The following is an 18,157-nucleotide window of genomic DNA, read 5'->3' on the forward strand; positions in this document are numbered from 1 at the left end:
ATGCCCCTGGGCAGCGCCGACCTGCAGGCCATCGCGCTGACGCTGCGGCTGGCCACCGCCACCACGGCCATCCTGCTGCTGCTGGCGACGCCGCTGGCCTGGTGGCTGGCGCATGCCCGCGGCCGCTGGGCCGCAGTGGTCGGCGCCGTCGTCGCCCTGCCGCTAGTGCTGCCACCCACGGTGCTGGGGTTCTACCTGCTGGTGGTGTTCGGCCCGCAGGGCTGGGGTGGCCAGCTCACCCAGGCGCTCGGCCTGGGCCTGCTGCCCTTCACCTTCGGCGGCCTGCTGGTGGCCTCGGTGCTGTACTCGCTGCCGTTCGCGGTGCAGCCGCTGCAGCACGCGTTCGAAGCCGTCGGCCGGCGGCCGCTGGAACTGGCCGCGACGCTGCGGGCCCGGCCGCTCGACGCCTTCCTCACCGTGGCGGTGCCGCTGGCGCGGCCGGGATTCCTCACCGCCGCCATCCTCAGCTTCGCGCACACCGTCGGCGAGTTCGGCGTGGTGCTGATGATCGGCGGCAACATCCCGCAGCAGACGCGCGTGGTGTCGACGCAGATCTACGGCCACGTCGAGGCGCTGGAGTACGCGCAGGCGCACTGGCTGGCCGGCGGCATGCTGGCCTTCTCGTTCGCCGTGCTGCTGGGCGTGTCGCTGCTGGCGCGCCGGCCGGCACGCATCGGCGCATGAGCGACACCCGCCTGCAGTTCGCGCTCGACCGCGGAGCGTTCCACCTCGGCGTCGACCTCGCGCTGCCGGGCAGCGGCATCACCGTGCTGTACGGCCCGTCCGGTTCGGGCAAGACCACGGTGCTGCGCTGCGTCGCCGGCCTGGAGCGCGCCGCCGGCCTGGTGCGAATCGCCGGCCACGACTGGCAGGACGATGGGCGCCGGCTGTTCCTGCCCGCCTGGCGGCGCCCGGTGGGCTACGTCGTCCAGGAGGCCAGCCTGTTCCCGCACCTGGACGTGCGCGGGAACCTGCGCTACGCGCAGCGCCGCGCCAGCCCGCGCGAGCAGCCGATCGCGTTCGACACCGTGCTGGGCCTGCTGGGCATCGGCCACCTCCTGGACCGCCGGCCCGACAACCTGTCCGGCGGCGAACGCCAGCGGGTGGCCATCGCCCGTGCGCTGGCCACCCAGCCCGAGGTGCTGCTGCTGGACGAGCCGCTGGCCGCGGTCGACCCGGCGCGCCGGCGCGAGGTGCTGCCCTGGCTCGAGGCGCTGCGCGACGAGCTGCGCATCCCGATGCTGTACGTCACCCACTCGGCCGACGAGATGGCGCGGCTGGCCGACACGCTGGTGCTGATGGACCACGGCCGGGTGGTCGCCAGCGGTCCGCTGGCCGACACCCTGGTGCGGCTGGACGCGCCGCTGGCCCGCGACGAGGACGCCGGCGCCCTGTTGCACGGGCAGGTCGCCGGGCGCGACACGCGCTGGCACCTGGCGCGGGTCGACATCGCCAGCGGCGTGCTCTGGCTGCGCGACGACGGCACGCCTGTCGGCGCGCCGGTGCGGGTGCGCGTGCTGGCGCGCGACGTGAGCGTGCTGCTGGCCCCGCCCGCGCCGGGCAGCACCAGCGTCCAGAACGTGCTGGCGTGCACGGTGCGCGCCATCGCCGGCGCGCCCCATCCCTCGCTGGTGCTGGTGCAGCTGGCCTGCGGGCCCGACACCCTGCTGGCGCGCATCACCGCCCGCGCGGCCGACATCCTGGCCCTTCGCCCCGGCCTGCCGGTGTGGGCCCAGATCAAGTCGGCCGGGCTGGTGCGCTGAGCCGTTCCGGATCGCCGGCGGTCAATTGCTCCCGGCGTTGGGGAAGAACAGCTGCTCGCCGCCGATCTTGTAGGCGGCGATCGTGGACTGGCCGGCCGGCGAGATCACCCAGTCGGCGAATTTCTGCGCCTCGGCGGCCTTCAGGTGCGGGAACTTCGCGGGGTTCACGACCATCACGCCGTACTGGTTGAACAGGCGCTGGTCGCCCTCGACCAGGATCGCCAGGTCGCCGCGGTTCTTGAAGCTCAGCCAGGTGCCGCGGTCGGCCAGCACGTAGGCGCCGGTGGTCGAGGCGATGTTCAGCGCCGGGCCCATGCCGCAGCCGCATTCCTTGTAGCCGCTGCCCTTGGACGCCACGCCGGCCAGCTGCCAGTAGCGCAGCTCGGCGGCGTGGGTGCCGCTCTTGTCGCCGCGCGAGACGAAGGCGACATTGCCGCCGGCCAGCTTCTTGAGCGCCGCCACGATGTCGCGGCCTTTCGCGCCGGCCGGATCGGCCTTGGGACCGACGAGGATGAAGTCGTTGTACATGACCGGGTAGCGGCGGGTGGAGTAGCCCTCGGCGACGAACTTCTCCTCGGCCGGCTGGTCGTGCACGAACAACACGTCGGCGTCGCCGCGGCGCGCCATGTCGATGGCCTGGCCAGTGCCGACGGCCACCACCTTGGTGTCGATGCCGGTGGCCTGCTTGAACGCGGGCAGCAGGTGGGCGAAGAGGCCGGACTGCTCGGTCGAGGTGGTCGACGCGATGGTGATGGCGGACTGCGCGGCGGCCGCACCGGACAACAGGCACAGCAGGGCGGTGACCGCGACGCGGCGGCTCAGGAAGGGGAGCATGGGCAAGGATTGCGGACGTTGAAGCAGGAGCGGATCGTAGGCACGCGTGCGCGCACCGCCATCCGAACTTCAACCTATGAATTGCGCGACATAGCGCACACTTCGCGACCATGCGCCACGTCGAGCTGTCCTACGCCCTGGCCCCGCAACGCGGGGCCGAGGGCCTGCACAACCCGCTGATCGCCCTGCTCCAGGCGGTGCGGGTGCACGGCTCGATCACCGGCGCGGCGCGCGCACTCGGCCAGTCGTACCGCCACGTGTGGGGCGAGCTCAAACGCTGGGAGGACACGCTCGGGCGCGGCCTCATCGTCTGGGACAAGGGCCAGCCGGCGCGCCTGACGGTCTTCGGCGACAAGCTGCTGTGGGCCGAGCGGCAGGCACAGGCCCGGCTGGCGCCGCAGATCGCCAGCCTGCACGCCGACCTGGAGCGTGCCTTCGCGGTCGCCTTCGACGACCAGGCGCACGTGCTCACCCTGTACGCCAGCCACGACGATGCGCTGGTGCGGCTGCGTGGGCTGGCGGCGCAGGCGGCGCGCCTGCACCTGGACATCCGTTTCACCGGCAGCGTGGACGCGATCGCCGCGCTGAACGAGGGCCGCTGTACGCTGGCCGGCTTCCACACCCCGCCGCAGCCGGCGCCCGGCTCGCTGGCCCAGCGCACCTACCAGCCGCTGCTGCAGCCGGGCCTGCACAAGATCATCGGCTTCGCGCGCCGGCAGCAGGGCCTGGCCGTCGCGCGCGGCAACCCGCTCGGCCTGCGCACCTTCGGCGATCTGCGGCGCGCGCGCTTCGTCAACCGGGCACTGGGCACCGGCACCCGGCTGCTGGCCGAGGACCTGCTGGCGCAAGCCGCCTTGCGGCCGGCGGAGGTCGACGGCTGGGAGCGCGTGGAACCGTCGCACGGCGCGGTGGCCGAAGCCGTGGCCTCCGGCAGCGCCGACGCCGGCCTGGTGATCGAGGCGGCAGCCCGGGCGCGCGGGCTCGACTTCGTGCCGCTGCTCGAGGAGGACTACTACCTCGTGTGCCTGAAGTCAGTGCTGGAGACGCCGCCGGCCCGTGCGCTGCGCGAGTGGCTGGCGTCGCCGGCCTGGCAGGCACAGCTGCGCGAGTTGCCCGGGTATGCGCCGCTGCACAGCGGCGAGGTCCTGAGCCTGCGCACGCAGCTGCCGTGGTGGCGCTTCGCGCGCGCCAAGGCGCCGCACAACCGCTGAAGGACCGGCGCTAGCGCTTGGACTTGGCCGCGACGGGCTTGGCGGTCGCCCGAGCCGCCTTCGGCGCCGGCTTGACCGCGGTGCGCGACTTGGCGGCCTTGCTCGCCGCCGCCTTCTTCAGCGGCACCGGTTCGTCGTTGGCAGCCTCGCGCGTCTCGGTGGCAGCCTCGCGCGTCTCGGGCGTCTTCGCCGCTGCACCGGTCTTGGCCTGCAGGCTGCGCCGCAGCAGGTCGGTGAGATCCAGGATCTCGGCGCTGCCGCCGGCGGCCGGTGCTTCCTCGCCCGGCAGCGGCTGCAGCGTGGCGACGTCGCCGGCCTGCGCCTTGGCCTGCACCAGCAGCTGCAGCTTCTCGCGGAACTCGTCGTGGAACAGGTCGGGGCTCCAGGCCGCGGCCATGTCGGTGACCAGCTGCTCGGCCATCTTCAGCTCGCGCTCGTTGGGCGCGGCGGCGGCGCCGGTGTCGCCGGTGGAGGTCGGCGCATCGCGCACCTCGTCGGACCAGCGCAGCAGCTCCAGCACCAGGCCGTCGCCGACCGGCATCAGCGCCGCCAGGTGCTGCTTGGTCGACATCACGATCTTGGCCACGCCGACCTTGTGGGTGCGGGCCAGCACGTCGCGCAGCAGGGCATACGGCTTGAGCCCGCGCGTGGCCGGCGCCACGTGGTACGGCTTGGAGAAATAGGCCGGCGCGATCTCGCCGGCATCGACGAAGGCCTCGATCTCGATGGTCTGGGTGGTCTTGGGCAGGGCGGTGCGGATCTCGTCCTTCGACAGCACGACGTACTGGCCGTCCTCGACCTCGATGCCCTTGACCAGTTCCTCGCGCTGCACGGCCTCGCCGGTGGCCTTGCTCACCTGCTTGTTGCCCACCGGGCTCATGCTGGCGGGGTCGATCAGGTTGAACTTGGGGCGGATGTCGGCAGTGGCGGCGTGGAGGACCACCGGGATGTGCACCAGCCCGAAGCTGATGGCGCCTTTCCACACGGCGCGGGTGCTGGCAGGAGCGGTCATGCGGCCATGCTGCGGCCGGGCCAGCCGCCGGGTCTGTAGGCCGGGACTACGCGCCGCCGTCAGACGGCGCAGGTGCGGAAGCCGACGAAGTGGTCGTCACGGCCGGGCAGCGCCCAGGCGCGCCGCCGCGGCCAGCGCAACCGTGACCGGGTGGCGAACGAGGCGCCGCGCAGCACCCGCGCGCGGCCGAACGCCGGCTCGGCCTCGAACTCGCCGTGGCGCGTCCAGGCGTCCGGCGTGAAGCCGGGCCAGGGCCGCAGCGTGCCGGCCGTCCATTCCCAGACCTCGCCCCAGTGGAAGCCGCGCCCGGCGCCCTGGTGCGCGGCCAGCTCCCACTCGACCTCGGTCGGCAGCCGGCGGCCGGCCCAGCGGGCGTAGGCATCGGCCTCCCACCAGCTCACGTGCAGCGCGGGCTGCGGCCCGGCCATGCGGGTCGGGCGGCCGAACAGGGTCTGCAGCACCGCCCCGCTGCCGCCGCCCAGCTGCTCGACATGGCGCGGGGCGCGGCGCCCCTCCAGCTCGGCCAGCGCCTGCAGCCAGGCCCAGCCCTCGGGCTGCCACAGCTCGGGCCGGTCGTAGCCGCCGTCGTCGACGAACTCGACGTACTGCTCCCAGGCGACCGGCTGGGCGTCGATCTCGAACTCGGGCACCGCCACCTCGTGCGCCCCCAGCTCGACGTCGAAGGCGAAGCCGCCCTCATGCGCCCCCAGCGTCCAGCGCGAGGCCGGCATCAGCAGCGGCTCGCGCAACGCGACGGCGGGCGGCAGCTTCAGCGGCATCGGCACGCCGAGCGCCTGCGACTGCCGCAGCAGCTGCTCGCCGCGCAGGTCCTCGTGGTACAGCGCGGCGCGGAAGAAGAACAGGCCGTCGTCGTCGGGGGTGGCGCGCTCCAGCAGGTCGAGCGTGCGCTCCAGCGTGTCGAGCAGGTAGGCGCGCACCTCCTGCAGGCCCGGGATCGGCATGTCCCAGCGGCTGGCGTGCGGGGCCAGCACCGGCTGGTACCAGCGGTCGGCCATGGGCTCGACCGAGGGCAGCCGCGGTGCGTCCGACGGGCAGGCGCGGCCCAGGCCGCGGCGCGGGTTGCGCACGATCCAAGACTCGGCGAACCAGGCGATGTGGCCGGCCAGCCACTGCGGCAGCTCGAAGTCGGGGTGCATCGGCACCCGGATGCCCTTGCCGGCCTGCGCCTCGTCCCAGCGCGCCAGCAGCGCGAGCGTCTGGTTGCGCGCGTCCATCAGCGCCAGGCCGAGGAGCTCGGGCGCGGCGGTGCGGACCGTGGCGAGCGCGTGGGAGGGGGCGGCGTGAGCCTGGCCGAGAGCCATCGCTTATTATTCGCCGCCGCCGGCCAGCCCTCGATGAGCTAGGGTTAACCCCGGCCCGTCTCGTCAGTGTTCTATCAGCGCCCGCCGCGTAGCATTTAGGGCTCACTCGCGCGCCCCGCGCCGAAACTTCCTTCTACGGAGTACCCGTGTCCGGACTACTGAAACTCGCGCTGGCGGTCGACTGGATCAGCGACCGGCTCGGTCGCCTGGCGTCGCTGGCGGTGCTGCTGACGGCCCTGATCTCGGCGGGCAACGCCTTCATCCGCTACGGCCTGGACATCAGCTCGAACGGCTGGCTCGAGATCCAGTGGTACCTGTTCGCCGGCATCGTCATGCTGGGCGCGCCCATCGTCCTGAAGCTCAACGAGCATGTGCGGGTCGACCTGATCTACGGCAAGCTCAAAGGCAACGGCCCGGTCTACGTCGACCTGTTCGGGCTCATCTTCTTCCTGCTGCCCGTCATGAGCCTGATGGCCTACCTGTCGTGGCCGCTGCTGGTGCGGATGTACGTCACCCAGGAGATGTCCAGCAACGCCGGCGGCCTGATCCGCTGGCCCGCCATGCTGATGCTGCCGCTGGGCTTCGGCCTCATCGTGCTGCAGGGCCTGTCGGAGATCGTCAAGCGCGTGGCGTACCTGCAGGGCAAGTTCCAGATGGACACCCACTACGAGAAACCCGTGCAATGAACGGGGCCCGCCTGGCTGCCCATCCCAAGAACGACAAGTAGACGGAACACCCCGATGCAGATGGAAAACTTCGCGCCGTTCATGTTCGGCGCCCTGGTCATCGTGATGCTGATCGGCTTCCCGGTGGCCTTCTCGCTGGCCGCGCTGGGACTGGCCAGCGGCTTCTTCGCCATCGAGATGGGCTGGTTCCCGCCGGTGTTCATGGCCAACCTGCCGATCAACGTGTTCGGCATCCTGTCCAACGACCTGCTGCTGGCGATCCCGTTCTTCACCTTCATGGGCGCCATCCTGGAGAAGTGCGGGCTGGCCGAGGACATGCTGGACTCGATGGGCCAGCTGTTCGGCACCGTGCGCGGCGGCCTGGGCTACTCGGTCATCATCGTCGGCTTCATCCTCGGCGCCATCACCGGCACCGTGGCCGGCCAGGTGATCGCGATGGCGCTGATCTCGCTGCCGGTGATGATCCGCTACGGCTACAACATGCGCTACGCCACCGGCGTGCTGGCCGCCTCGGGCACCATCACCCAGCTGGTGCCGCCCTCGCTGGTGCTGGTGGTCATGGCCGACCAGCTGGGCCGCTCGGTGGGCGACATGTACAAGGGCGCCTGGGGCCCCTCCATCCTGCAGGTGGTGATCTTCGCGGTCTACACCTTCGGCCTCGGCCTGGTGAAGCCGCACTACGTGCCGGGCGTCCCCAAGGAAGCCCGCACCATGTCCGGCTTCCATCTGTGGATGAAGTGCCTGCGCGGCATCATCCCCTCGGCGGTGCTGATCTTCGCGGTGCTGGGCTCCATGGGCGGCCTGCCCTTCATGACCTACGCCATCGCCACGCCCACCGAGGCCGGCGCCATGGGCTGCGTGGGCGCGCTGGTGCTGGCCGCCATCCACCGCCGCCTGACGCTCCCGCTGGTGTGGGAAGCCATGGTGGGCACCATGCGCCTGACGGCCATGGTGGTGTTCATCCTGATCGGCTCGCGCGTGTTCTCGATGGTGTTCCAGGGCGTCGACGGCGCCAAGTGGGTGGAGCACCTGCTGACCGGGCTGCCCGGCGGCCAGGTCGGCTTCCTGATCGTCGTCAACGTCTTCATCTTCTTCCTGGCGTTCTTCCTCGACTTCTTCGAGATCGCCTTCATCATCCTGCCGATGCTGGGGCCGGTGGCCGACAAGATGGGCATCGACCTGGTGTGGTTCGGCGTGCTGCTGTGCGTGAACATGCAGACCTCGTTCATGCACCCGCCGTTCGGCTTCGCCCTGTTCTACCTGCGCGGCATCGCCGACACCCTGTACAAGGAAAAGCGCATCGACAAGCCGGTGCTGTCGAACGACATCTACCTGGGCGCCATCCCCTGGGTGATCATGCAGGTGCTGCTGGTGCTGGTGGTCATCTTCGTGCCGCAGACGGTCACCATGTTCCTCGACAAGGAAGTCGCGGTCGACCTCGACAAGGTCAAGATCGAGATGCCGGCCGACTCAGAGCAGCCGGCGGTCGATCCCGCCGCGCCGGCCGCCTCCGGTGCCGAGCCCTCGGCCAGCGACCCGTTCGCCCCGCCCGCCGCCGACACCTCGTCGGACGAGGAGCAGAAGAAGATGGACGAGCTGTTCAAGACCGACAAGAAGTAGCCCGCCTTGGATCCCACCCCGGTCGAATCGCTGGGGCCGCCGCCGTTCCGCTTCCTGCCGTCCACGGGCGCCGCGATGCGTGGCCCGGCCTTCTCCATCCCCTTCAAGCTGCTGGCCACCGCCATCGTGGCCGGCAGCGCCGCCTGGGCGGTGCGCCTGTGGTCGCAGGGCCAGCTGGGCAGCGGCCTGCACGTCAACCTGGCCTGGTTCCTCGCCGCGCTGGCCATGATGGCCTGGAGCTGGTGGTGCATGGTCACCAGCGTCACCACGCTGGACACGGTGCAACTGCACCAGACCTGGGTCTGGAACAAGCGCATGGAACTGCGCGAGCTGGCCTACGCCAAGCTCATTCGCGTGCGCGGCCTCGACTGGCTGATCGCACCGCGCCTGTACGTGCGCACGCTGCCCGGCAAGTTCGCCGTGTTCTATGCCGCCGATCCGGCGCTGGCCGCCGAATTCGAGCGGCTGGTGGCGGAACTGAAGGCGTTCCGCAACTTTCGCTGACCGCGCGTCACAGCCCGAACGCCGACGACGGCAGCACCGCCACGGCGCCGTCGCCGAGCAGGAACACGGCCACCAGCGCCGCCGTCCAGAAGGCCGGGAATTCCCAGCCGCCGTCCTTGTTGGTGAACAGCCAGCCGTTGCGCCCGTGCACCGTGACGATGGTGCCCAGCAGCAGGGGCACCAGCAGCAACGCCACCAGGCGCGGCGCCAGGCCGACGATCAGCGCGAAGCCGCCGCCGAACTCGATGGCGAGCGTGACGTAGGCCAGCCAGCCCGGCAGGCCGATCGACCGGAAATACTTGATCGTGCCCGGGATGGTGAACACCTTCCATTTCAGCGTCGCGTGGGCCAGGAACATGAGCCCCAGGCTCAGCCGCAGGAGCAGGATGGCGTAAGGAGCGGTGGCGGGATCGACCATGGGCATCTCCTCGGTGGCACGGCCCGCCCGGGTCGCCCCGGCGGACTCGGCCGATCACGATAGGCCCGAAAAGGACCGGCCGCAAGCGATGGCGCGGCCGCCGGACCGGTCAGGGCGCCGCCGCCGCCGCCGCGGATTCCGACTCCTCCACCAGGCGGTCCGCCACCACCACGGCCTCGCGCGCATCGGCCGCAGTGCCGTCGGCGCCGATCTCCCGCCAGATGCCCGGGTCGGTCTCGAACGCCTGCCCGCCGACGAGCACCGGCACGTGGGCGCACTCGCGCATGGCGCGCAGCGCGGCAATCACCGACTCGAGCGCGTGCAGGTGCTGGAGCATGGTGGCCGAGATCGCCACCAGGCTGGCCCGGCTGCCGATGACGGCCCGCAATAGGCCCGCCGGGTCCTGGTGCGGATCCGGGCAGCTGACCGTCCAGCCGGCCGCCCGCAGGAAGCCGGCCACCATCCGCAGCCCGAGCTCGTGCCGCTCGCCGACGACGCAGGCGCAGACGGCGGTCCGCCCGCTGCGGGGTGCCGGGCGATGGCCGCCCGACAGGTGCTCCAGCAGCTGTGCCGCGCGTGCCGTGCACTGCTGTTCCTGCGCGGGGCCGATCGCGTCCACCTGCCACAGGCGGCCGACCTCGTGCAGCGCCGGCACCAGCACCGAAAGGCCGTAGGCGTCGCCGTCCAGACCGGCGCGCGCGGCACCCGCAAGCAGGCGCGCCGGCGCCACCGGGACCTCGGCCAGCAGGGCGTGCAGGCACTCGGCCTGCAGCGGACCGGCCAGCAGCGACGGCGGATCCCGCTCGGCGTGGTAGCCCAGCAGGGCTGCGCGCACGTACTCGGCCGCCGGCCCGGCCAGCCCGGCCGGCAGGCAGTCGCGGGCGAGCTCGACCAGCGAGCCCAGCGACAGCAGGATGGCCTTGTCGGACAGGCCGCGGTGGGTGAGCACCACCCGCAGCCAGCGCACGTGCTGGACGAACAGCTCGCGCCGGGCGAAGCGCAGGGCGGCGGCCAGCTGCAGGATGTGGAACTCGGCCTCGGCGCTGCACTGGCTCACCGATGTTTCGTCGCCGAACCAATGCGGCCAGGATGGGCCGAACGCGGGCGATCGTTGCAACAGCCCGTTCACGAGCACCGTGCGTGCCCGCAGCAGTTCCACCGCGCACCGTTGCTCGATCCGCATGGGCCCTTCGAGGGGATGGATCCCCGCACCCATCATCGCGCTGTCCGGGTCGCGTGGCGGCATCCGGCCGTCGCCCATCCATCACAATCCGCAACCGCCGATGGAAAAACACCGTGACCTCCCGTTCCTCCTGGCCTGACAAGGTGCTGGCGCTGCTGCGCGCCGGCAACCCGGCCGCAGCCATCGCGCAGATCAAGGTCGCCCCGGGCGTCAAGGACCTGCGTGCGCTCGAGAAGGCGATCGCGACGGCCGGGCTGGCCGGGCGCTGGCGCGATGTCGACGCCGCGCTCGCCGACAGCGTGGAGGCCCTGTCGGCACCCCGGCTGCACCGCTCGCCATGAGCGCGCCCGGCTTCGCCTCGCTGGGCCTGTCGTCGGCGCTGGCCCGCGCCTGCACCGCCGCCGGCTATGCGGCGCCCTCCCCGATCCAGCTCGAGGCCATCCCGGCCTTGCTGCGCGGACGCGACCTGCTCGGCCTGGCGCCCACGGGATCGGGCAAGACCGCCGCCTTCGTGCTGCCGCTGCTGCAGCGCCTGGACGGCGATCAGCGCCGGCCCGGGCCTCGCCACGTCCGCGTGCTGGTGCTGGTGCCGACGCGCGAGCTGGCCGCGCAGGTCGGCGACGTGTTCCGCCGGCTCGGCGCCACCACGGCCCAGCGGGCCCGGATCGCGGTGCTGCACGGCGGCGTCTCGGTCAATCCGCAGATGATGGGCCTGCGCGGCGGCGCCGACATCGTGGTCGCCACGCCTGGCCGGCTGCTGGACCTGCTGGACCGCAACGCCCTGCACCTGGACGCCGTACAGGCCCTGGTGCTCGACGAGGCCGACCGGCTGCTCGACCACGGCTTTGCCGCCGAGCGCGAGCGCGTGCTCGCCGCGCTGCCCGCCAAACGCCAGAACCTGCTGTTCTCCGCCACCTTCCCGCCCGAAGTGCAGGCGCTGGCCGACGGGCTGCTGCGCGACGCACTGCGCGTGGAGGCGGCCACGATGGCGGCCTCGGCACCGGCGATCTTGCAGCGGGTGCTGGCGGTGGACCCCGGCCGGCGCACCGAACTGCTGCGCCACCTGCTGCAGCAGGAGCACTGGCAGCGCGTGCTGGTGTTCGTCGCCACCCGCCATGCGGCCGACCACGTGGCCCGCAAGCTGTACGACCGGGGGATCTTTGCCGCGCCGCTGCACGGCGACCTGGGCCAGTCGCTGCGCGCCGAGCGGCTGGAACAGTTCAGGACCGGCGGCTTCGACGTGCTGGTGACCACGGACCTGGCGGCACGCGGCCTCGATGTCGCCGGGCTGGACGTGGTCGTGAACTACGACCTGCCGCGTTCACCCACCGACTACGTGCACCGCATCGGCCGCACCGGTCGCGCGGGCGCCGCCGGCCTGGCGGTGAGCTTCGTGGACGCGGCCACCGAGGCCCACTTGCGCCTGATCGAGAAGCGGCAGCACCTGCAGCTGCCGCGCGAGCAGGTCGCGGGCTTCGAGCCGACCGAGGCGGCGGCGCCGCCGCGCCCGACGGACGGCACCGGCGGCATCAAGGGCCGGCGGCCGAGCAAGAAGGACAAGCTGCGGGCGGCCGCCGCGGCTGCGGCAGCGGTCAAGTCGCCCGCCGCCAGCAGCTGAGCGCCGGTCAGTTGCCGGTGCCCGCCGGCGCCCGGTAGTGCTGCGGCCACAGGCGCTGCACCACCTCGCGCTCGCGGCCGTAGGCGTAGCAGCTGTCGATCTTGAGCGGGCCCTCGTCGCCTTCGGCGTGGAGGTAGCGTTCCATCTGCAGCGCGCGGATGCCCTGCAGCGCGGTGGTCGCCAGCGGGATCAGCATCTCCATCAGGTGGGTGCAGCTGGCGGCGCCGCGCAGCCGCTCCTTCACCTTGGCCGACCAGCCGCGCGCCAGCTTCTCGCCCACAAGCACCTGCAGCGTGGACTCGGCCTGCTTGCAGATGGCCCAGGGCGTCACGTCGGAGGCCGCCTCGATGCCGCGCACGACGAACTCGCCGTCGACGACCAGGCGCACCCAGATGTCGTGCAGCGACTGGCCGGCCGGCAGGGGCTCGGGCGAACTGGGCCGCTTGAAGGCGTACGGCTTGGTGTCGACCAGCCGCGCTTCCACGTCGTACAGGCCGTCCTCGCGGGCATAGGCCCGCATGTCGATGACGCGGTGGTGGATCTCACGCCGCGCGCCGGGTGTGGATAAAGGCACTTCGCTGCTCTCCCTGGGACCTGCATGGTACTGCGCGGGGCCTGGCCCAGCCGTGCGGCCAAGCCCTGCGCCGGCGCAGGGACTCCGGCCGGGCACCCTGCCCGGCCGCGCCCGATTGCCGACAATCGGCGGGTGTCTGCGCTTCCCTTCCATCCGGCCGTCTCGGCCTGGCTGGAGAGCCGCTTCGGCCGCCCGACCGAGGTCCAGTCCCGGGCCTGGGCCGTCACCTCGCGACGCCGCCATGCCCTCATCGCCGCTCCCACCGGCTCGGGCAAGACGCTGGCCGCCTTCCTCTCGGCCATCGACGAGCTGGTGCGCGAAGGCCTGGACGGCGGGCTCGACGACCGGGTGCACGTGCTGTACGTGTCGCCGCTGAAGGCGCTCTCCAACGACATTCGCACCAACCTGCAGGAGCCGCTGGCCGGTATCCAGGTCGGGCTGGCCGCGCGCGGCCTGCCCGACCCCGGCATCCGGGCTGCCGTGCGCACCGGCGACACGCCCGCCGCCGAACGCGACCGCATGCGCCGCAAGCCGCCGCACATCCTGGTGACGACGCCGGAATCGCTGTTCATCCTGCTCAGCTCGGAGTCGGGGCGCGCGATGCTGGGATCGGTGCGCAGCGTCATCGTCGACGAGTTGCATGCGGTGGCGGGCAGCAAGCGCGGCGCCCACCTGATGCTGTCGCTGGAGCGGCTGGAGGCGCTGTGCGAACGGCCGCCGGTGCGCATCGGCCTGTCGGCCACCGTCCGCCCGCTCGACGCCATGGCCCGTTTCCTCGTCGGCCAGCGCGACGAGCCGGTGCAGGTCATCGACGCCGGCCACGTGCGCGAGCGCGACCTCGCACTCGAGATGCCGCGTTCGCCGCTCACCGCGGTGATGGCCACCGAAGTCTGGGACGAGGTGTACGACCGCCTGGCCGACCTGGTCCACCAGCACCGCACCACGCTTATCTTCGTCAACCAGCGCCGCATCGCCGAACGGGTGACGCGCCACCTCGCCGAGCGGCTGGGCGCCGAGCACGTGACGGCCCACCACGGCAGCCTGGCGCGCGAGCACCGGCTGCAGGCCGAGCAGCGCCTCAAGCAGGGCGAGCTGAAGGCCCTGGTGGCCACCAGCTCGCTCGAACTGGGCATCGACATCGGCGACATCGACCTGGTGTGCCAGCTCGGCTCGCCGCGCTCGCTCAACGCCTTTGTGCAGCGCGTCGGCCGCGCGGGGCATGCCATCGGCGCGGTGCCCAAGGGGCGGCTGTTTCCGCTGGCGCTCGACGACCTGCTGGAATGCGCCGCCCTGCTCGACGCGGTGGCGCGCGGCGAACTCGACCGGATCCGCGTGCCGCACGAGCCGCTGGACGCGCTGGCGCAGCACATCGTCGCCGAGACGGCCAGCCGCGAGTGGCCGCTCGACGCCCTCCATGCCTGCCTGCGGCGCGCGCAGCCGTACCGCGACCTCAGCCTGCAGACCTTCGAGCAGGTCGTGCGGATGCTGGCCGAGGGCTACAGCACGCGCCGCGGCCGGCGCGGCGCCTACCTGCACCTGGACGCCGTCAACCGCGTGCTGCGCGGGCGGCGCGGCGCGCGCATCGCCGCCGTCACCAATGCCGGCGTGATCCCCGACCAGTTCGACTACGACGTGGTGCTGCAGCCGGAAGGGCACCGCGTCGGCACGCTCAACGAGGACTTCGCCTTCGAGAGCCTGCCGGGCGACATCTTCCAGCTCGGCAACGCGTCCTACCGCATCGCCAAGGTGGAGACCGGCAAGGTGCTGGTCGAGGATGCCCGGGGCCAGCCGCCCTCGATGCCGTTCTGGCTCGGCGAGTCGCTGGGCCGCACCGACGAGCTCTGCGCGGCGGTGTCGCGGCTGTGCGAAGGGGCCGACGCGCGGCTGGACGAGGGCGTGGCGGCCTGCGAGCGCTGGCTGCAGGGCGACCTGCAGCTGCCGCAGGCGGCGGCGCAGCAGCTCGCGCTCTACCTGGCGGCGTCGAAGGCCGCGCTCGGCGTGCTGCCGAGCCAGCGGCGCATCGTGCTGGAACGCTTCTTCGACCAGGTCGGCGACACCCACCTGGTGATCCATTCGCCGTATGGATCGCGCATCAACCGGGCCTGGGGCCTGGCGCTGCGCAAGCGCATGTGCCGCAAGTTCAACTTCGAGCTGCAGGCCAGCGCGCTGGAGGACAGCATCGTGCTGTCGCTCGGCCCGACGCACAGCTTCGCGCTGGACGAGGTGCGCCACTACCTGAAGCCGGCCACTGCGCGCGACGTGCTGGTGCAGGCGCTGCTGGACGCCCCGATGTTCGGCACCCGCTGGCGCTGGAACGCCACCGCGTCGCTGGCCGTGCGCCGCATGAACGGCGGCCGCAAGGTGCCGCCGCAGTTCCAGCGCTCGGACGCCGAGGACCTGCTGACGGTGGTGTTCCCGGACCAGATCGCCTGCGCCGAGAACCTGGTGGGCGAACGCGAGATCCCCGACCACCCGCTGGTGGCGCAGACCCTGCACGACTGCCTGCACGAGACCATGGACGCCGACGGCTTCCTGCGCCTGCTGGCGGGCATCGAGGCCGGCGCGGTGGAGGTGACCACCCGCGAGCTGTCGACGCCCTCGCCGCTCGCACACGCCATCCTCAACGCGCGCCCCTACGCCTTCCTCGACGACGGCGCGGCCGAGGAGCGGCGCACCAAGGCGGTCGCCAGCCGGCCGCTGGTGGACCTGCAGACGGCACGCGACGTCGGCACGCTCGACCCGCTGGTGATTGCGCAGGTGCGCGAAGACGCCCGGCCCGACATCCGCGACGCCGACGAACTGCATGACGCCGTGGTGGTGCACGGCTTCCTCGCCACCGGGGAGGTGGCCTGCCACGAGTTCGCGGTGGCGCTGGCGCAGCAGCGCCGCCTGACGCGCCTGACGCCGCCGGCCGGCGCGGCGCTGTACGTCGCGGCGGAGCGCCTGCACGAGTTCCACGCCGCTTTTCCACAGGCCACGCTGTCGCCGCCGATCGCCCCCGTCTCGGGCGACCGGCCCACGGCCGAGGACGCGCTGCGCGAGATCCTGCGCGGCCGGCTGGAGCTGCTCGGCCCGGTCACGCCGCAGGTGCTGGGCGCGCCGCTCGGGATGCCGGCCGATGCCGTGCTGCCGGCGCTGCTTGGGCTGGAGGCCGAAGGCGCGGTGATGCGCGGCGCCTTCACCGCGCCCGGCGCGGCCGAATGGTGCGACCGGCGGCTGCTGGCGCGCATCCACCGCGGCACCCGCGACCGGCGCCGGGCCGAATTCCAGCCGGTGCCGCCGGCCCAGTTCATGCGGTTCCTGTTCCGGTGGCACCAGCTCGCCACCAGCGAGGACGACGACCGGCGCCAGGGCGAAGGCGGCCTGGCCGACGTGCTGCGCCAGCTCGAAGGCCACGCCGCGCCGGCTGCGGCCTGGGAGGACGACCTGCTGGCCGCACGGGTCGACGACTACACGCCGGCCATGCTGGACCGGCTCTGCGCCGTCGGCCGCGTGGCGTGGTGGCGGCCGGCGGAGCCGGGCGAGGCGGCGGGCCGCCGCTGCGGGCCGATCCGCGGCACGCCGGTGCTGCTGTGCGAACGCGAGGCCCTCGCCCACTGGCAGCAGGCGGCCGGCGCGGCGGCGGTCGACGAGGCCGTGCTGTCGGGAACCGCGCGGCTGCTGCTCGACCTCCTGCGCGCGCACGGGGCCAGCTTCTTCGCCGACCTGCAGCACGACGCCCGGCTGCTGGGCACGCAGGTCGAGCAGGGCCTGGCCGAACTGGTCGCGCACGGCCTAGCCACCTGCGATTCGTTCGCCGGCCTGCGCACCCTGGTAATGCCGGGCGACAAGCGCAACAAGCTGCGCCGCAAGGGCCGCGACCCCATCGACGAGGCCGGCCGCTGGTCGCTCGCGCGCCGGTCGCGGCCGGTGGCCGAGGCGCCGGGCGCGCTGGCCGCGCCGCACGTCGAGCACATCGCCCGCGTGCTGCTGCGGCGCTATGGGGTGGTGTTCCGCAAGCTGCTCGAGCGCGAGGAGGGCCTGCCGCCCTGGCGCGAGCTGTACTACGTGCTGCGCCGGCTGGAGGCCCGCGGCGAGGTGCGCGGCGGCCGCTTCGTCAGCGGCTTCGCGGGCGAGCAGTTCGCGCTGCCGGAGGCCGCCGTGGCGCTGCGCTCGACGGCCAAGGTGCCGGGCCGCGAGCGCGTCGCGATCTCGGCCGTCGACCCCCTGAACCTGGCCGGCATCCTGACGCCGGGCGACAAGGTGCCGAGGCTGCCGGGCAACCGGCTGCTGTTCGAGGGCGGCGTGCCGATCGCGGTGCACAGCGGCGGCGACATCCGCTACCTGCGCGACCTCGAGCCCGCGGTGCAGTGGGAGGTGAAGAACCTCCTGATCCGGCGCCAGCAGCCCGCCAGCTACGTCCTGCCGCCCGCCGGCCTGTCGTGACCCGGGAGTCGTCATGCCGGGCCCGACCCGGCATCCAGCGCCGGCACCCGGCCGCACCCGATCCGCGCTTGGGAGATGGATTGCGGGTCAAGCCCGCAATGACGGGGAAGGGGCACGCGGGCTCCCCTGAGAGTCGTCATGCCGGGCTCGACCCGGCATCCATCTCCGGAACCCGGCCGCGCCCGATCCGCGCTTTGGAGATGGATTGCGGGTCAAGCCCGCAATGACGGGGAAGGGGCACGCCGGGCTCCCCTGAGAGTCGTCATGCCGGGCTCGACCCGGCATCCATCTCCGAAGCCGGGCCGCACCCAATCCGCGCTTGGGGGATGGATTGCGGGTCAAGCCCGCAAATGACGGGGGCGGGTGGCGGGCCTAGGCCGGCTCCAGATAGCTCTGGAACACGCCCACATGGACCAGCGCGGCGTCGGCGCCCTGGGGCCACAGGTCCTCGCTGCGGAAGCGCACGTCGTAGGTGGGCTCGTCCTGCGCCGGCACGCCGTGCGCATGCGCATCGGGGAAGGGATAGGCCGGCGACTCGGCGACCACGACGCCGCACTTGCCGCGGATGTAGCCCGGCATGCGGATGTGGCCCGGCACGTGGTCGAGGCGCACGCGCACGCGGTCGCCGGGGGCGAAGCGCTGGCGGTCCGGCCGGTTGCCGCGCCCCGGTGCGATCGGGCCGGCCAGCGGCACCGCACCGCCGGCGCGCTGCTCCAGCTCGTCCCGGCTGACCAGCCCCTTCTCGACGCAGAGCGTCACCACGCTGGTCAGCACGCGCTCGTAGTAGCCGGCCCCGAGATAGTGGCGCGGCTCCATGCGCTCGATCGCGTGCCGGTACTCGTCCATGTTGAACAGGCCCAGGCGCACGGCCTGGCCGTACAGCGCGTTGGCCCGCACCTCCCAGGGCGCATGGAAAGCCGGTGCATTCAAGGTGTAGCGCACGCGGCCGAAGCCCTGCTTGCCGCCGAGGTCGTGGATGCCGTCCAT

At 72.6% G+C, this 18,157-nt stretch carries 16 protein-coding genes; 9 read left to right on the top strand and 7 right to left on the bottom strand.

Translation table 11 applies throughout. The annotated features are described in order from the left end of the window. Window positions 1-684 (top strand): molybdate ABC transporter permease subunit, encoded by a 684-nt coding sequence (gene modB, locus GON04_RS05910; RefSeq protein WP_157397017.1) that lies wholly within the window; start codon window positions 1-3, stop codon window positions 682-684. Continuing rightward, window positions 681-1,763 (top strand): molybdenum ABC transporter ATP-binding protein, encoded by a 1,083-nt coding sequence (gene modC / locus GON04_RS05915; RefSeq protein WP_157397018.1) that lies wholly within the window; start codon window positions 681-683, stop codon window positions 1,761-1,763. Before modB ends, modC begins: the two co-directional genes overlap by 4 nt. A 21-nt stretch (window positions 1,764-1,784) precedes the next feature. Here the strand turns inward: modC and GON04_RS05920 are convergent, their stop codons facing one another. Further along, window positions 1,785-2,597, bottom strand: coding sequence for an ABC transporter substrate-binding protein (locus GON04_RS05920; RefSeq protein ID WP_157397019.1), 813 nt, complete (start codon window positions 2,595-2,597; stop codon window positions 1,785-1,787). Between the two features lie 110 nt (window positions 2,598-2,707). On the opposite strand from GON04_RS05920, the gene GON04_RS05925 reads away from it, so the two are divergent. Further along, window positions 2,708-3,808, top strand: a complete 1,101-nt coding sequence (locus tag GON04_RS05925; protein ID WP_157397020.1) for a substrate-binding domain-containing protein — start codon at window positions 2,708-2,710, stop codon at window positions 3,806-3,808. A 10-nt stretch (window positions 3,809-3,818) separates the two neighbouring features. Here GON04_RS05925 and ku read toward each other — a convergent pair whose 3' ends face one another. Next, complete coding sequence (gene ku, locus GON04_RS05930) at window positions 3,819-4,820, bottom strand: non-homologous end joining protein Ku (RefSeq protein WP_157397021.1); 1,002 nt, start codon at window positions 4,818-4,820, stop codon at window positions 3,819-3,821. Window positions 4,821-4,879: 59 nt separating this feature from the next. Then, window positions 4,880-6,142 carry an SUMF1/EgtB/PvdO family nonheme iron enzyme gene (locus GON04_RS05935; RefSeq protein ID WP_157397022.1) on the bottom strand — a complete coding sequence of 421 codons (1,263 nt, stop codon included), beginning with the start codon at window positions 6,140-6,142 and terminating at the stop codon, window positions 4,880-4,882. A gap of 146 nt (window positions 6,143-6,288) precedes the next feature. Here GON04_RS05935 and GON04_RS05940 point away from each other — a divergent pair, with 146 nt between their 5' ends. The 3 genes from GON04_RS05940 to GON04_RS05950 are packed head-to-tail and all read left to right on the top strand — an operon-like array spanning window position 6,289 to window position 8,952. After that, a complete protein-coding gene (locus GON04_RS05940; RefSeq protein ID WP_181653907.1) occupies window positions 6,289-6,828 on the top strand; it encodes a TRAP transporter small permease subunit in 540 nt (179 codons plus the stop codon). A 54-nt stretch (window positions 6,829-6,882) separates the two neighbouring features. Beyond that, the gene (locus tag GON04_RS05945; protein WP_157397023.1) at window positions 6,883-8,448 is read left to right on the top strand and encodes a TRAP transporter large permease; all 1,566 of its coding nucleotides are present in this window, start codon (window positions 6,883-6,885) and stop codon (window positions 8,446-8,448) included. 6 nt (window positions 8,449-8,454) lie between these two features. Next, on the top strand, window positions 8,455-8,952 hold the full coding sequence (locus GON04_RS05950) for a hypothetical protein (protein WP_157397024.1): 498 nt from the start codon (window positions 8,455-8,457) through the stop codon (window positions 8,950-8,952). 7 nt (window positions 8,953-8,959) lie between these two features. On the opposite strand, the gene GON04_RS05955 is transcribed toward GON04_RS05950, so the two are convergent. Together GON04_RS05955 and GON04_RS27030 are read right to left on the bottom strand one after the other, a co-directional pair. After that, window positions 8,960-9,370, bottom strand: a complete 411-nt coding sequence (locus tag GON04_RS05955) for a DoxX family protein (RefSeq protein WP_157397025.1) — start codon at window positions 9,368-9,370, stop codon at window positions 8,960-8,962. Between the two features lie 109 nt (window positions 9,371-9,479). Continuing rightward, window positions 9,480-10,427: a cobalamin-dependent protein gene (locus GON04_RS27030; RefSeq protein WP_157397026.1), complete on the bottom strand. Its 948-nt coding sequence runs from the start codon at window positions 10,425-10,427 to the stop codon at window positions 9,480-9,482. A gap of 239 nt (window positions 10,428-10,666) precedes the next feature. Between GON04_RS27030 and GON04_RS05965 the strand changes: the two genes are divergently transcribed. Then, window positions 10,667-10,894, top strand: coding sequence for a hypothetical protein (locus GON04_RS05965; protein WP_181653908.1), 228 nt, complete (start codon window positions 10,667-10,669; stop codon window positions 10,892-10,894). Further along, a complete protein-coding gene (locus tag GON04_RS05970; protein ID WP_157397027.1) occupies window positions 10,891-12,171 on the top strand; it encodes a DEAD/DEAH box helicase in 1,281 nt (426 codons plus the stop codon). The genes GON04_RS05965 and GON04_RS05970 overlap by 4 nt, the downstream gene beginning before the upstream one ends. 7 nt (window positions 12,172-12,178) lie before the next feature. On the opposite strand, the gene GON04_RS05975 is transcribed toward GON04_RS05970, so the two are convergent. Continuing rightward, a complete protein-coding gene (locus tag GON04_RS05975; protein WP_338050899.1) occupies window positions 12,179-12,745 on the bottom strand; it encodes a DUF2889 domain-containing protein in 567 nt (188 codons plus the stop codon). 24 nt (window positions 12,746-12,769) lie between these two features. On the opposite strand from GON04_RS05975, the gene GON04_RS05980 reads away from it, so the two are divergent. Further along, window positions 12,770-17,170, top strand: a complete 4,401-nt coding sequence (locus GON04_RS05980; RefSeq protein ID WP_157397029.1) for a DEAD/DEAH box helicase — start codon at window positions 12,770-12,772, stop codon at window positions 17,168-17,170. A 372-nt stretch (window positions 17,171-17,542) separates the two neighbouring features. On the opposite strand, the gene nthB is transcribed toward GON04_RS05980, so the two are convergent. Continuing rightward, window positions 17,543-18,157, bottom strand: coding sequence for a nitrile hydratase subunit beta (gene nthB, locus GON04_RS05985; RefSeq protein ID WP_157397030.1), 615 nt, complete (start codon window positions 18,155-18,157; stop codon window positions 17,543-17,545).

Origin of the sequence: Ramlibacter pinisoli, assembly GCF_009758015.1 — a bacterium.
GTDB classification, from domain to species: domain Bacteria; phylum Pseudomonadota; class Gammaproteobacteria; order Burkholderiales; family Burkholderiaceae_C; genus Ramlibacter; species Ramlibacter pinisoli.